The organism is Rhodobaculum claviforme, assembly GCF_016653255.1.
GTDB classification, from domain to species: Bacteria; Pseudomonadota; Alphaproteobacteria; order Rhodobacterales; family Rhodobacteraceae; genus Rhodobaculum; species Rhodobaculum claviforme.
On record NZ_NHSD01000112.1, the window covers coordinates 1 to 13,298 of the forward strand.

At 70.2% G+C, this 13,298-nt stretch carries 14 protein-coding genes; 3 read left to right on the top strand and 11 right to left on the bottom strand.

All coding sequences use genetic code 11. The features are described from left to right. Window positions 1-203 precede the first annotated feature (203 nt). Together CCR87_RS02600 and arfB are read left to right on the top strand one after the other, a co-directional pair. Window positions 204-809 carry a queuosine precursor transporter gene (locus CCR87_RS02600; RefSeq protein WP_201155871.1) on the top strand — a complete coding sequence of 202 codons (606 nt, stop codon included), beginning with the start codon at window positions 204-206 and terminating at the stop codon, window positions 807-809. A 282-nt stretch (window positions 810-1,091) separates the two neighbouring features. After that, window positions 1,092-1,514: an alternative ribosome rescue aminoacyl-tRNA hydrolase ArfB gene (gene arfB, locus CCR87_RS02605; protein WP_201155873.1), complete on the top strand. Its 423-nt coding sequence runs from the start codon at window positions 1,092-1,094 to the stop codon at window positions 1,512-1,514. Between the two features lie 6 nt (window positions 1,515-1,520). Here the strand turns inward: arfB and CCR87_RS02610 are convergent, their stop codons facing one another. The 11 genes from CCR87_RS02610 to CCR87_RS02660 form a co-directional block, all read right to left on the bottom strand. After that, window positions 1,521-2,141 carry a class I SAM-dependent methyltransferase gene (locus tag CCR87_RS02610; protein WP_201155875.1) on the bottom strand — a complete coding sequence of 207 codons (621 nt, stop codon included), beginning with the start codon at window positions 2,139-2,141 and terminating at the stop codon, window positions 1,521-1,523. A 31-nt stretch (window positions 2,142-2,172) separates the two neighbouring features. After that, window positions 2,173-2,928: a CDP-diacylglycerol--serine O-phosphatidyltransferase gene (gene pssA, locus CCR87_RS02615; protein ID WP_201155877.1), complete on the bottom strand. Its 756-nt coding sequence runs from the start codon at window positions 2,926-2,928 to the stop codon at window positions 2,173-2,175. A 3-nt stretch (window positions 2,929-2,931) separates the two neighbouring features. Beyond that, window positions 2,932-3,630, bottom strand: coding sequence for a phosphatidylserine decarboxylase (locus tag CCR87_RS02620; RefSeq protein ID WP_201155879.1), 699 nt, complete (start codon window positions 3,628-3,630; stop codon window positions 2,932-2,934). 84 nt (window positions 3,631-3,714) lie between these two features. Then, window positions 3,715-4,704 (bottom strand): NAD(P)H-quinone oxidoreductase, encoded by a 990-nt coding sequence (locus CCR87_RS02625; protein ID WP_201155882.1) that lies wholly within the window; start codon window positions 4,702-4,704, stop codon window positions 3,715-3,717. A gap of 101 nt (window positions 4,705-4,805) precedes the next feature. Then, a complete protein-coding gene (locus CCR87_RS02630) occupies window positions 4,806-5,858 on the bottom strand; it encodes a TRAP transporter substrate-binding protein (protein ID WP_201155884.1) in 1,053 nt (350 codons plus the stop codon). A gap of 47 nt (window positions 5,859-5,905) precedes the next feature. Further along, entirely contained in the window at window positions 5,906-7,213 is a 1,308-nt protein-coding gene (locus tag CCR87_RS02635) for a TRAP transporter large permease (RefSeq protein ID WP_201155885.1), read from the bottom strand. Further along, the gene (locus CCR87_RS02640) at window positions 7,213-7,743 is read right to left on the bottom strand and encodes a TRAP transporter small permease subunit (protein ID WP_201155887.1); all 531 of its coding nucleotides are present in this window, start codon (window positions 7,741-7,743) and stop codon (window positions 7,213-7,215) included. Before CCR87_RS02640 ends, CCR87_RS02635 begins: the two co-directional genes overlap by 1 nt. Beyond that, on the bottom strand, window positions 7,740-8,783 hold the full coding sequence (locus tag CCR87_RS02645; protein WP_201155889.1) for a phosphotransferase family protein: 1,044 nt from the start codon (window positions 8,781-8,783) through the stop codon (window positions 7,740-7,742). The genes CCR87_RS02640 and CCR87_RS02645 overlap by 4 nt, the downstream gene beginning before the upstream one ends. After that, window positions 8,780-10,363 carry an AMP-binding protein gene (locus CCR87_RS02650; RefSeq protein WP_201155891.1) on the bottom strand — a complete coding sequence of 528 codons (1,584 nt, stop codon included), beginning with the start codon at window positions 10,361-10,363 and terminating at the stop codon, window positions 8,780-8,782. The genes CCR87_RS02645 and CCR87_RS02650 overlap by 4 nt, the downstream gene beginning before the upstream one ends. 39 nt (window positions 10,364-10,402) lie before the next feature. Further along, entirely contained in the window at window positions 10,403-11,605 is a 1,203-nt protein-coding gene (locus tag CCR87_RS02655) for an acyl-CoA dehydrogenase family protein (protein ID WP_201155893.1), read from the bottom strand. 10 nt (window positions 11,606-11,615) lie between these two features. Then, window positions 11,616-12,365: an SDR family oxidoreductase gene (locus CCR87_RS02660; protein ID WP_201155895.1), complete on the bottom strand. Its 750-nt coding sequence runs from the start codon at window positions 12,363-12,365 to the stop codon at window positions 11,616-11,618. Window positions 12,366-12,513: 148 nt separating this feature from the next. On the opposite strand from CCR87_RS02660, the gene CCR87_RS02665 reads away from it, so the two are divergent. Next, window positions 12,514-13,257 carry a TetR/AcrR family transcriptional regulator gene (locus tag CCR87_RS02665; protein WP_207186524.1) on the top strand — a complete coding sequence of 248 codons (744 nt, stop codon included), beginning with the start codon at window positions 12,514-12,516 and terminating at the stop codon, window positions 13,255-13,257. Window positions 13,258-13,298 lie beyond the last annotated feature (41 nt).

The following is a 13,298-nucleotide window of genomic DNA, read 5'->3' on the forward strand; positions in this document are numbered from 1 at the left end:
ACCCACCCGCCCCGCGCCGGTGCCACGGCGTGCCCGGGGCCGATGACCTTGAGCCTGTGATCGGGGACCCGCCATGGGGGGCCGCCGGCATGGCCGGATCGGGTTGCGGGCTTGACCGGGGGGGCGCGGACGGACTAGGCCCACGCGTCGCCCATCGCGGGCGGCCAAGTCTCCGCAACCTTGGCAAAACGGAACCCGACGACATGACCCGACTTCTGCCTGGCATCCTTGCCATGGCCGCCGTGGTGGTGGCCTCCAACATTCTTGTGCAATTCCTGTTCGGCAACTGGCTGACCTGGGGTGCGTTCACCTATCCGCTGGCCTTTCTGGTCACCGACATCACCACGCGGCTTTACGGCGCGACCGAGGGCCGCAAGGTGGTGTTCGCGGGGTTCCTGACGGGGGTGGCGTGTTCGTTCATCGCCGCCGGGTTCGACGCGACCACGCTGCGCATCGCGCTGGGCTCCGGCGTGGCATTCCTGACGGCGCAGCTGATCGACGTGTCGATCTTTGATCGGTTGCGGGGGGGGGCGTGGTGGCGCGCGCCGCTGGCCTCCACGCTGGTGGGGGCGACGGTGGACACGGCGCTGTTCTTCACCATCGCGTTTTCCGCGGCCCTGGCGTTTCTGGAGCCGGGCGGCGATGTCACCTGGGCGGCCGAGGCGCTGCCGCTGCTGGGGCTGGGTCCGGTGGTGCCGCTGTGGGTCAGCCTGGCGGTGGCCGACTGGGGCGTCAAGATCGCGCTGGCGCTGCTGGCGCTGGTGCCGTTCCGGATCGTCGTGGGGCGGGCGCTGCGACAGGCGGCATGAATTTGTTTGACTTGCGCGCGAACCGTGCCACTCTTTCGATCAGTGGAAACGTAATGAAAGGAGGTGGTCCAGTGTCGAGAGTGATGTTGGAGAATGTGGTCCGGACAGTCGGGACGACGGCGGCCTGAGGGCAGCCCCAAGGGGCGCGTCCCCCGATTGGGCCACGCCCGGGATTGACCGGGCGCCCTGACTGGCCCATCTCCGAAAAGCTCGAAGGGCTGTCCCGCAGGGGGCAGCCCTTTCGCATGGCCGAGCTTCGATTCCCGTCGCAAGGGACCCGCGATGTTGCCGATCACCGATACCCTCGCCCTCGCCGACTGGGAGATCACCGAGACCTTCACCCGGTCGTCGGGACCCGGGGGGCAGAACGTCAACAAGGTTTCCTCGGCGGTGGAGCTGCGCTTCGAGGCCGAGCGCAGCCCGAACCTGACGCCCGAGCAGAAGGCCCGCCTGCGCCGTCTGGCCGGGCGTCGCTGGACCCTCGATGGCGCGGTGATCCTGCGGGTCGAGGACACCCGCAGCCAGGCCCGCAACCGCGAGATCGCCCGCGACCGGCTGGTGGAGCTGGTCCGCGCCGCCCTCAGCCGCCCGCGCCGGCGCATTCCCACCCGCCCCACGCTGGGCAGCCAGCGCCGGCGGCTGGCGAGCAAGGCGGCGCGCGGCGGCATCAAGGCCCTGCGCGGCCGCGTGACGCCGGAGGAGTGATCCCCCTCAGTCCGGTTTGCGCACCATCCGCAGAAAGGTGAACATGCCGAACGGCGGCAGGGTGCTGTCCTCGGCGACCTCCAGCAGGGGCGAGCCCATCACCCGTGCGCGGTCGAAGTCCGAATGCCAGCCGATCAGATCCGCCAGCGGCGCGAAGGCCCGCTCCAGCACCGACAGCAGGCCCTTGTCGCGGGCGAAATGCCCCACGATCACCACCTCGCCGCCCGGTTTGCAGACGCGCGCCATCTCGGCCACCACGCGCTCGGGCTCGGGCACGACGGACACCAGGTACATCGCCACGACGGTGTCGAAACTCGCGTCGGGGAAATCCAGCACGCGCGCGTCCATCTGGCGCAGCTCCTGGACCTGGCTCAGGCCGCGGGCGTCGACCTTGGCGCGGGCCTTGGCCAGCATCTCGTCGGAGTAGTCGATGCCGGTGACGCGCAGGTGCGGCGCATACCCCGGCAGCGCCAGCCCCGTGCCCACGCCGACCTCCAGGACCGATCCCTGACGGGCGTTCACATAAGACACCGCGCGGCGGCGCCCGACCCCGGTGATCGCGCCGAATGTCGCGTCATAGACCGGCGCCCAGCGGCGATAGGATTTTTGGACCGCGTCCAGCTCCATCGTGTCGTTCCCCTTCGCTGTCGATCCCGCGTCAGCCGCGCCCGGGTGGATGCCTGCGCACGGCTGCATAGACGAGGGTGCCGCTGTAGGCCAATGACGCAAGCGTCATCAGCACCCAGAACTGCGTGAATGCCACCCCGACGAGCAGCGCCAGCAGCAGCAGCACCCAGACCGCACGTTCGCGGGGGATGCGCAATGCCTTGGGCGACAGCGTTGCCAGCCGGCTGACCATCAGCGCACCGACCAGCCCCAGCCACACCGCGATGGCCCAGGGCATGGTCTCGGTGGCCCAGACCCCGCCGAGCGAGAGATAGACCGGCAGCAGCCCCAGCAACGCCCCGGCAGGCGCCGGGACCCCGGTGAAATGGGTGCGGGCGGGGGCCTCGGGTTCGGCCCGCCCGACGTTGAACCGCGCCAGTCTGAGGCAGCAGCCGATGGCGAACACCAGCGCGAACACCCAGCCCGCATCCCCGATCGCCTGCAGGGCAAAGCCATAGACGACCACCGCCGGCGCCACGCCGAAGTTCACGAAATCCGACAGCGAGTCGAGCTCGGCGCCGAAGGGGCTGGCGGCATCCAGCCTGCGCGCGATCAGCCCGTCCAGCCCGTCGATGACGGCGGCGAACAGGATCAGCCCGACCGCGATCTCCCACCGCTCCACCAGGGCAAAGCGGATCGCCGTCAGCCCCGCACACAGCCCCAGGATCGTCACCAGGTTCGGCAGCAGGTGGAACAGCGGCAGGCTGCGGCGCGGGCGCGGTGCCAGTCGGTGCAGCGGACGGCGCATCCCTCAGCGCGCCGTGCCCGTGCGCGCGGGCTCGTCCGAGGCGAAATCCGCCAGCACGGTCTCGCCCGCGAACATCGCCTGGCCCACCACCACCAGCGGCGCCACGCCGTCCGGCAGATACACATCCACCCGCGAGCCGAAGCGGATCATGCCGAAGCGCGCGCCGGTGTCCAGCCGCGTGCCCTCGGTCACCTCGCACAGGATGCGCCGCGCCACCAGGCCCGCGATCTGCACCACGCCGACGTCGCGGCCGTCCTGCATCCGCAGCACGATCCCGTTGCGCTCGTTGTGCTCGGACGCCTTGTCGAGGGAGGCGTTGAAGAACTTGCCGGGCCGGTAGGCCACGCGGCGCACCTCGCCCGGGACGGGGGCGCGGTTCACATGGCAGTCAAAGACGTTCATGAAGACCGAAATGCGCAGGCGCGGCGCCTCGCCCATCTCCAGCTCGGCGGGGGGAACGGCGGGGCCGATCTGCGACACGACCCCGTCGGCGGGGCTGATCACCAGACCCGCACGGTCGGGCGTGACCCGGGCCGGATCGCGAAAGAAATAGTAGCACCACACCGTCAGGCCGACGCCGACCCAGCCCAGCGGCGGCCAGATCAGAAACAGCACGACCGCCACCGCCGCAAAGATGGCGATGAAGCGATAGCCCTCGCGGTGGATGGGCTTGATGACGGTGGACAGCATGTCGGCGGCCATCGGCCCCTCCCCGGTTGTGGTTCGCCCGTGCGCATACGCAATCGCGCGGCCCGAGGGAACAGCCCCCGGACCGCCGCGGCGCCGTCACGCCACCTTCAGGACGATCTTGCCGATATGGGTGGAGCCCTCCATGCGCGCATGCGCGGCGGCGGCGTCGGTCAGCGCAAAGGTCTGGTCCATCACCGGAGCGATTCGGCCCGCGGCAAGGTGTGGCCAGACCTCGGCCTCCAGCGCGCGGGCGATGGTGGCCTTGGCCGCGACCGACTGCGGGCGCAGCGTGGAGCCGGTGATCGTCAGCCGCCGCAGCATCACCTGCATCAGGTCCAGCGATACCTTCGATCCCTGCAGGAAGGCGATCTGCACCAGCCGCCCGTCGGTCGCGAGCGCCTTGATGTTGCGCGCGATATAGTCGCCCCCCACCATGTCGAGGATGACATTCGCGCCGCCCTCGGCGCGCATGGCGGCGACGAAATCGGCCTCGCGGTAGTTGATCGCGGCCTCGGCGCCCAAGCGTTCGCAGGCGGCGCATTTTTCGGCCGATCCGGCGGTGGCGAACACCCGCGCGCCGCGCAGGGCCGCCAGCTGGATCGCGGTCGTGCCGATGCCGGACGAGCCGCCATGCACCAGAAACCGCTCTCCGGCCTGCAGGTCCGCGCGCATGAACACATTGGTCCAGACGGTGAAATAGGTCTCGCACAGCGCGGCGGCGGCATCCATCGCCATCCCTTCGGGCACCGGCAGCGCGTGGTCGGCCCATGTCACGGCGTATTCGGCATAGCCGCCGCCGGGCAGCAGGGCGGTGACGGCGTCGCCCTCCCTCCAGCGGGTCACGCCCGCGCCGACAGCGGCGACATGGCCCGCGCACTCCAGCCCCGGCAGCGGCGAGGCATCGGGCGGCGGGGCATAGTTGCCCGCGCGTTGCAGCGCGTCGGGCCGGTTCACCCCGGCATAGGCCGTGCGGATCAGGATCTGGCCGGGACCGGGCACCGGGACCGGCGCGGTGGCGGGCCGGAGCACCTCGGGGCCGCCGGGTTCGGTGATCTCGACCACGGTCATGGTGCTGGGGATCGACATGGGGGCCTCGCTTTGCTGTGGGCGGATCGGAAACGGGGGCCGACATGCGGCCCCCGTCTTGTGCCATGGCGCGGGCGGGATGTCAGGCCCCGCCCGGTGCGTCAGCTGCGGCCCAGCTGGCGCATGAAGTCGTGCAGCATCTCGCCCAGCCGGCCGGAGTACTGCGGGTCCTGCGCCGAGAACTCGTCCACGACCGCCATCGAGGCGGTGCGCAGCTGCGCCAGCGCGTCGTCGTCGAGGCGCACCAGCTCGCCGCCGAACTCCTCCACGAATCGCTGCTTGAACTGGATGTCACGGTACAGGAAATGCGCCGCGGCTTCGGCCGAGGTGGCGCGGGTGATTTCCGTGACGACGGCGCGGATGTCCTCGCCGACCGCGTTCCAGGCCTGCGTGCCCACCATCACCTCGCCGTTGAGGTGGCCCAGAAGGTCGGGCTCGATGATGAAGTCGCAGACCTCCTGGAAGTTCATGCCCCAGGCGGTGGCGGTCGACCCCCAGTGCGCGCCGTCCACGACGCCGGTCTGCAACGCCTGATACAATTCGCCGCCGGGGATCGACACCGGCGAGGCGCCCATCCGGGCCAGCACCAGCCCCGCCGCCCCGGTGGAGCGCACCGGCCAGCCCTGCAGATCCGCCGCCGTGCGCAGCGGACGGTTGGCCCAGAGCGTCAGCCCCGAGTACGAGATCGGGCCGACCTGGTGCACGCCCTGTTCGGCATAGGCCTCGCGGATGGGCTCGATCCCGCCCATCTCGTAGTAGAAGATGTCCATCTCCTCATGCCGGTCCCAGGCGCCGATGTGGCCGTTCAGGTGGCCCGCCGCCGGCACCCGCCCGATCCAGTAGGCGGGATAGATGAAGGCGCTCTCCAGCAGGCCCCGGCGCACGGCGTTCAGCACCTCGCCGGTGGGCACGATGGATTCGGGGGCGTGGGGTTCGACCGTCAGCTCGCCGCCCGTGGCCTCGGTGATGCGGTTGCAGAACCGCACGAACACCTCGTCATAGTACCAGTTGCCGGTGGGCCAGTGGGTCTGCATCCGCCAGACGGTGTTGCCCTGCGCGATCGCCGGCGGGGCGGCCAGCGCGACACCGGCGGCGGCGCCGGCACCGGCGGCAAAGAACTTGCGGCGCGACAGGGGTGTGGTCCTGGTGGTCATGGTCGTGTCTCCTCCCTGGGTTGAAGCTGGGTGCCCGGGCCGCCTCCTCAACGGCGCACGGGAACGTCGGTGAAGCTGGTGATGATGCCGGGGAACAGGAAGATCGCCGCCCCCGTGGCCAGCATCAGCGCCAGAAACGGCAGGATCGCGCGGTAGATCTCGGTGATCGGCGTGTCCGGGCTGAGGCTCTTGAGATAGAACAGGTTGTAGCCGAACGGCGGCGAGATGTAGCCGATGCACAGGTTGAGCTGGAACAGGATGCAGAACCAGATCGGGTCATAGCCCAGCGCGGTCACGATCGGGAAAAAGATCGGCAGCACCAGCAGGATGATCCCGATCGGGTCAAGGAACATCCCCAGCACCAGCGTGATCAGCTGCATCAGCACGATCACCATCCAGGGCTCCACCTCCATCCCCAGCAGCAGCCCCTGCATGAACCGCGTGCCGCCACCCCCGCCATAGACCGCGACGAAGGCCGAGGCGCCGAACACGATCCAGATCACCATGCCGGTCATGCTGGCGGTGTCGTGGCTGACGGCCTTGATGTAGGCCCAGGACATCTCGCCGCGCAGGGCGACCGACAGGATCACGGCGGCCGCGCCCACGGCCGCGGCCTCGGTCGGCGTGGCGATGCCGGCAAAGATCGACACCAGCACCGACAGGATCACCACCAGCGGCAGCACCACCGAGCGCAGCGCATGGATGCGTTCGCGCAGCGGCGCGCGGACATCGGCCGGGGGCGCCAGATGCGGGCTGAGGCGCGCGCGCACCGCGATGTAGATCAGGAATGTCGCGAGCAGAAACAGCCCCGCCACCAGCCCGCCCATGAACAGCCGCCCCACCGATTGGCCTGTCTGCATCCCGATCAGGATCAGCGTGATCGACGGCGGGATCAGGATGCCCAGCGTCCCCGACGCCCCGATGGTGCCCAGCACGAAGCGCCGGTCGTACCCGCGCTGGTCCATCGCGGGCATGCCCACCAGCCCCGTGGTCACGGTGGAGGCCGCGCAGCTTCCGGTCATCGCCGACAGCGTGGCGGCAAACCCCGAGGTGCCCAGCAAAAGCCCCCCCGGCGTGCGCCCCGACCACAGGTAGAACGCCTGATAGAGGTCGTTGGCGATGCGCGAGCGCGCCAGCGCCACGCCGATGAACACGAACAGCGGAATGGCCGACAGCAGGATCGACCACATCGCCCCGAACATGGTGGACACGATGGTGAACATCCCGTTGGGGCCGAACACCGCCAGCCCGAAGATCACCGCCGTGCCGCCCAGCGCGAATGTCAGCGACACGCCCAGCAGGATCGCGCTCAGCAGCACCCCGAACATGCCGATCGTCAGGACCTCGGGCGTCATCACACCACCCCCTTGTTCATCTCGGGTCGTCCCACGTCGGCCCGCGGGTTCACGATCAGGATCATCGACCGGATCGCCTCGGCCACCCCTTGCAGGGTGATCAGCGCGACGCCCGCGAACATCGCCAGCTTGATCGGCCACATCGGGTGGCGCAGCGCGCTGTCGTCGCGTTCGTTGAAGCGCCAGGCGTCCTCGAAGAACCAGAACGCCTCCCACGAGAGGACCGCGCCCCACAGGACCAGAAAGCCGAAGTTGATGAAGTCGAGCATCGCCCGCCCGCGCGGGCCGCGATTGACCAGCAGCAGGTCCACCCGGACGTGATCCCCCCGGATCAGCGTATAGGCGCCGACCAGCACGAAATACGCGCCAAAGATCCGCTGGGTGTAGCCATGCGCCCACAGCGTGGGGGCGCCGAAGACGTAGCGGGCGACCACCTCCCACACCAGCACGACGATGCCGGCCCAGATCAGGAAGCTGACCGCCTTGCCGATGGCGGTGTTGAACGCGTCGATGGCGCGCAGGACGATCATGCGGACCCCTCCCCTCCGGTTTCGGTGTCGATGACCTCACAGGCGCGGATGGCAAAGCGCTCGGCCAGCGGCCCCAGGCTTGCGGCCTCGGCCGAGGCCGCCGAGCCCGCGCGGGCGCGTTCCGCGATGCCCACGAAGATCACGGCAAAGCGGAACATCGCGAACGCGATGTGGAACGGGCGCAGGGGGGCGGTGGGGTGGCCCAGCCGCGCGGCCTCGGCCATGTATTCGGCCACGAAGGCGTCGCGTTCGGGGATGCCGGCTGTGCGCCAGTCAGTGCCCTTCAGGCCGCCGTATTCGTCTGGCGCGCTGTGCCACGGCATCACGCAATAGCCCAGATCCGCCAGCGGGTGGCCCAGCGTCGACAGCTCCCAGTCTAGGACGGCGATGACGCGCGGCTCGGTCGGGTGGAACATCATGTTGCCGATGCGGAAATCCCCATGCGCGATGGCGGTGGCGCCGTCGTCGGGCGGCATGTGGGCGGGAAGCCAGTCCACCAGCCGGTCCAGCGCGGCGATGCGGGGCATCTCGGCGGCGGCGTACTGCCGGGTCCAGCGGGCGATCTGGCGGGCGAAGTAGTTCCCCGGCCGCCCGTAATCGCCCAGCCCCACCGCATCGGGGCGCACCGCATGCAGTCGCGCCAGCGTGCGCGCCACATCCATGTACATCGCGCCGCGCTGGGCGGGATCGACACCCGGCAGGGCGGCGTCATCGAACACCCGCCCCTCCAGCCGCTCCATCACATAGAACGGCGTGCCGAGGACGCCCGCGTCCTCCTCCAGCCACAGCGCGCGGGGGACGGGGACGGCGGTGCTCTCCAGCGCGCGCAGGACGCGGTATTCGCGCTCCATCGCATGCGCGCCGGGCAGGATGGGGCCGCCCGGTTTCTTGCGCAGCACCAGCCGGTGGGCGCCCCAGTCCACGAACCAGGTGGGGTTCGACTGTCCGCCGCCGATGCGGGTCAGCCCCGGCGGGCCGTCGGGGCCGGGCAGGTGCGCCGTCAGCCAGCGGCCCAGCGCGGGGGCGTCCGGATCGCTCATGCCGACACCATCCCGCGGGCGGTCTCGCGCAGGACGAACTTCTGGATCTTGCCGGTGGCGGTACGGGGCAGGGCGCCGAACACGAAGCGCCGCGGCCGCTTGAAGCCCGCCAGATGGTCGCGGCAGAACGCCTCCAGATCGGCCTCGGACAGGGTGCGGCCGTCCTTGACCTCGACAAACGCCCAGGGGGTCTCTCCCCATTTGTCGTCGGGGGCGGCGACTACGGCGGCCAGCAGGATGTCGGGGTGGCGGTGCAGGACGGTCTCCACCTCCAGGCTGGAGACGTTCTCGCCGCCCGAGATGATGATGTCCTTGGCGCGGTCGCGGATCTCGATCTGGCCGTCGGGGTGGACCACCGCCAGATCGCCGGAATGGAACATCCCGCCGCGAAACGCCTGCTCGGTCGCCTCGGGGTTGCGATAGTATCCGGCCATCAGGGTGTTCCCCTCCAGCACGATCTCGCCCATGGTCCGGCCGTCGGCGGGCACCTCGGCGCCGGTGTCATCCACCACGCGGGCGCGGCCGGCGGTGACGTGGCGCCGGCCCTGCCGCGCCATCAGCGCCGCGCGCGTGTCCAGATCGGCGCCCGGGTCGCCGGGGTCGTTGATGGTGGCGGGGCCGTAGCTTTCGGTCAGCCCGTACATGTGGTTGAGGTCGAACCCCAGCTTCGACAGCCCTGCCAGCAGCGCGGGCGTGGGCGCCGCCCCCCCGGTGGTGACGCGCACGCGCACCGGCGGCGCCTCCGTCGCATGGTCGAGAAGCATGTAGAGGACCACCGGCGCGCAGCTCATGTGCGTGACCGCGTGGCGGCCGAGGGTGTCGAGGATCAGCCGCGGCTCCACCCGGTCGAGGCAGACATACATCCCCCCCGCCGCCGTCACCGCCCAAGCCTGGCACCAGCCGTTGCAGTGAAACAGCGGCAGCGTCCACAGATAGCGGCTGTCGGCCGTCAGCCCCAGCGCCAGCACATTGCCCACCGCGTTCAGATACGCGCCCCGGTGGGTATAGACGACGCCCTTGGGCCGCCCCGTCGTGCCGGAGGTATAGTTCAGCGAGATCGCCTGGTTTTCATCCCCCACCGCCGCCGTCAGGTCCAGCGCGGGCGCGGCGCCGGTCCAGAAATCCAGCCCGTCGCCCGCGCCGGGGGCGGTGCACAGCATCTCCACCGGGACGTGGTTGCCCAGGATGGGGCTGTCGATGTCGGGGCGGGTGGCGGTTTCGGCCAGCAGCACGCGCGCGCCCGCATGATCGAGGATATAGGCGACATCGCCCGCGTCCAGCCGTGTGTTGATGGTGTTCAGCACCGCCCCCAGCGCGGGCACGGCGAAATGCGCCGCCAGCATCTCGGGGCGGTTGGACAGGATCACCGACACCACATCGCCGGGACCCACCCCGCGTCCGCGCAGCCAATGCGCCATCCGCGCCACCATCGCGCCGAAGTCGTCCCAGGCCATGTGATGGTCGCGCCAGGCCACGGCGGGGCGCGGCCCGTGCACCTCCAGCGTGCGCGCCAGCAGGTCGAGCGGCGTCAGCGCGCGGAAGTTGGCCCCGCGCGGGGCCAGATGTGGATCGGTGAACATGGCGCGCTCCTCCCCAGGCTGCGCGGGTTCCTCTGGTCTTCAGGCGGCCTCCCACCGCCAGAAGTCGCGCCCTTCCTGCGCAAGGTGTCGGTTGAGGACCATCTGGTGCACCTCGTCGGCGCCATCGACCAGCCGGGCCTGCCGGGCGTAGCGATAGATCCACTCCAGCACCGTGTCGGTGGAGTAGCCGCGCGCCCCGTTGATCTGGATCGCCACGTCGGCGGCCTTGTGCAGAAGGTTCGCCACATGGATCTTGGCCATCGACACCTCCTTGCGGGCAAAGCTGCCGCGGTCGAGCTCCCACGCGGCCTTCATCACCAGCAGGCGGCCCACCTCGATCCCCATCGCCAGATCGCCGAGCTTGATCTGGATGCTTTCGCGGTCCGACAGGCGGATGCCGAAGCCGTGGCGGTTCTCGGCGTATTCCCGGGCGATCTCGGTGCAGCGCTTGGCCAGGCCCAGCCAGCGCATGCAGTGCGTCAGCCGCGCAGGCCCCAGCCGCATCTGGGTGATCTTCAGCCCCATGCCTTCGCCCAGGATCACCCGGTCGGCGGGCAGCTCCATGTCCTCATAGACGATCTCGCAATGCCCGCCGTGTTCCTCGGGGCCCATGATCGGGATGCGGCGGTCGATGCGCCAGCCGGGCTCATCCCTGTGGTGCAGGAAGGCCGTCAGCCCCCGGCGCGGATCGTCCGAGGTGCGCGCGACCAGGATGAAATGCGCAGCCTCCGCCGCGCCGGTGATGAACCACTTGCGGCCCCGGATGACATAACTGTCACCCTTGCGCGTCGCGGTCGTCAGCATCATCCCGGGATCCGAGCCGCCGCCCGGATGCGGCTCGGTCATGGCAAAGGACGACCGTACCTGCCCCGCCACGATGGGCGCCAGCCAGCGGGCGCGCTGGTCCTCGGTCGCGGCCCGTTCCAGCACCATCATGTTGCCGTCGTCGGGGGCGGCGGCGTTGAAGATCACCGGCCCGAAGACGGACCGGTTCATCTCCTCGTAGCAGACCGCCATGCCGACCTTGTCGAGGCCCTGCCCGCCGGTCTCGGGCGCAAGCGCGAGGCACCACAGCCCCTGTGCGCGCGCCTTGTCGCGCAGCGCCTCCAGCCAGTCGTGGGCGATGTTGCCGTGGGCGTCCCAGGCCTCGGGGCGCGCCTCCACCGGCAGGACCTCGTCCTCGATGAAGCGGGCGATGCGGGCGCGAAAATCCTCGGTGCGGGGGGGCAGGGTGAAATCCATGCGGGGTCCTTCAGAGTGACGAGACGAGGTGGCCGCCGTCGGCCACCAGTTCCGTGCCGGTCATGAACCGACCCATGTCCGACACCAGCAGCAACAGCGGCCCGTCCAGGTCGGCGGGCTGGCCCAGCCGGCGCTGCGGCACCCGCGCGATCAGCTTGCGGCCCGCGTCGGAGGCAAAGAACGCACGGTTCAGGTCGGTCTCGATGTAGCCGGGGCACAGCGCATTGACCCGGATGCCGTGGCGCGCCCATTCCAGCGCCAGCGCGCGCGTCAGCTGCACCAGCCCGGCCTTGGACGCGGCATAGGCCGCCACATGCCCCGCCACCCGCAGTCCCAGGATGGAGGCCACGTTGACGATGGCGCCGCCGCCGGCCTCGGCCATCGCAGGGGCGGTGGCGCGGGCGACATGGAACGCGCCCTTGAGGTTGGTGTCGAGGATGCGGTCGATGTCGCCCGGGGTATGGTCCAGGGCCGACGCCGACAGCGTCACGCCCGCATTGTTCACCACGATGTCGAAGCGCCGCCCCGCCAGTGTCGCGGCCACACCGTCGGCGTCGGCCACATCCAGACGCAGCGGCGTGCCGCCGGTCTCCTCGGCCAGCGCGGCGACGCGGTCGAGGCGGCGCGCGGCAACGGTCACATGCACGCCATGCTCCGCCAGCAGCCGCGCGAAATGCGCCCCCAGCCCCGAGGACGCCCCGGTGACCAGCGCATGGCGGCCCTTCAGCCCCGGCCAGGGTGCGACATCCGGTTGCGACACGATCCCCAAGGCCTCCCTTCCTTTTCGAGCGGTCGTTCGATAGATTCGATCTACACAATTTCACACCCCCCCGCAACACATCCCTGCGCGGGCGACGGATCGGACGGCGGACATCGCAGCAGACATGGCAACAGACATGGCACCAGAGATGGCAAATGATCCCGAGGCGCGGCGCACCGACAGCCGCACGGCGGTCCTTCCGGACAGCGAGGCCCTGTGCCGGTCCATCCTGGAGCGTCACCACGACACCATCGGCGTGCGCAAGCCCGCCGTGGCGGTGCCCAAGCTGCAACGCATCCTGGCGGCGGCGCTGGAGCTGTCCAACCGCAAGGGCTTCCAGGCGATGTCGCTGCGGGACCTGTCGCAGGCCTCGGGGCTGTCGGCGGGGGGGCTTTATGCCTATTTCGACAGCAAGACGACCCTTCTGAAGATGATCCTGGGCGAGGTCACCGACAGCGTGCGGCGGGTGCTGTCCCACCCCCCGGCCGAGGTCGCGGCCGACCCGGTGGCGCATCTGGGCTGGCTGATCGACACCCATCTGCGCCTGACCGAGGCGATGCTGCCCTGGTTCACCTTCGCCTTCATGGAGGCCAAGAACTTCCCCCCCGCCGAACGCCGCATCGCCATCGACAGCGAGGCGCTGACCGAAAGCTACTTTGCCGAGGTCATCGCGGCGGGCATCGCGGCGGGAAGGCTGCGGCCCGACACCTCGCCGTTGCTGCCCGCGCTGGTCAAGCCGCTGTTGCAGGAGTGGTACGTCAAGCGCGCCAAGTATCGGCGCCGGGGCGTGACCCTCGATGTCTATTCTGCCACGGTGCAGGATCTTGTGCTGCGCGCCTGCCTGCCCGAGGGCGCGCCCCGTCCCGCCCCGTCTCTGACCGCCGGGGGCTGAGGCCGCCCGGGCGGCACCCCGGCCCTCCGTCCGGTTCCCCG

Excerpts from the sequence above, each read along its gene's own strand:
- CCR87_RS02600 (WP_201155871.1), top strand. The coding sequence starts at position 204 with ATGACCCGACTTCTGCCTGGCATCCTTGCCATGGCCGCCGTGGTGGTG.
- arfB (WP_201155873.1), top strand. The coding sequence starts at position 1,092 with ATGTTGCCGATCACCGATACCCTCGCCCTCGCCGACTGGGAGATCACC.
- CCR87_RS02610 (WP_201155875.1), bottom strand. The coding sequence starts at position 2,141 with ATGGAGCTGGACGCGGTCCAAAAATCCTATCGCCGCTGGGCGCCGGTC.
- pssA (WP_201155877.1), bottom strand. The coding sequence starts at position 2,928 with ATGCGCCGTCCGCTGCACCGACTGGCACCGCGCCCGCGCCGCAGCCTG.
- CCR87_RS02620 (WP_201155879.1), bottom strand. The coding sequence starts at position 3,630 with ATGGCCGCCGACATGCTGTCCACCGTCATCAAGCCCATCCACCGCGAG.
- CCR87_RS02625 (WP_201155882.1), bottom strand. The coding sequence starts at position 4,704 with ATGTCGATCCCCAGCACCATGACCGTGGTCGAGATCACCGAACCCGGC.
- CCR87_RS02630 (WP_201155884.1), bottom strand. The coding sequence starts at position 5,858 with ATGACCACCAGGACCACACCCCTGTCGCGCCGCAAGTTCTTTGCCGCC.
- CCR87_RS02635 (WP_201155885.1), bottom strand. The coding sequence starts at position 7,213 with ATGACGCCCGAGGTCCTGACGATCGGCATGTTCGGGGTGCTGCTGAGC.
- CCR87_RS02640 (WP_201155887.1), bottom strand. The coding sequence starts at position 7,743 with ATGATCGTCCTGCGCGCCATCGACGCGTTCAACACCGCCATCGGCAAG.
- CCR87_RS02645 (WP_201155889.1), bottom strand. The coding sequence starts at position 8,783 with ATGAGCGATCCGGACGCCCCCGCGCTGGGCCGCTGGCTGACGGCGCAC.
- CCR87_RS02650 (WP_201155891.1), bottom strand. The coding sequence starts at position 10,363 with ATGTTCACCGATCCACATCTGGCCCCGCGCGGGGCCAACTTCCGCGCG.
- CCR87_RS02655 (WP_201155893.1), bottom strand. The coding sequence starts at position 11,605 with ATGGATTTCACCCTGCCCCCCCGCACCGAGGATTTTCGCGCCCGCATC.
- CCR87_RS02665 (WP_207186524.1), top strand. The coding sequence starts at position 12,514 with ATGGCAAATGATCCCGAGGCGCGGCGCACCGACAGCCGCACGGCGGTC.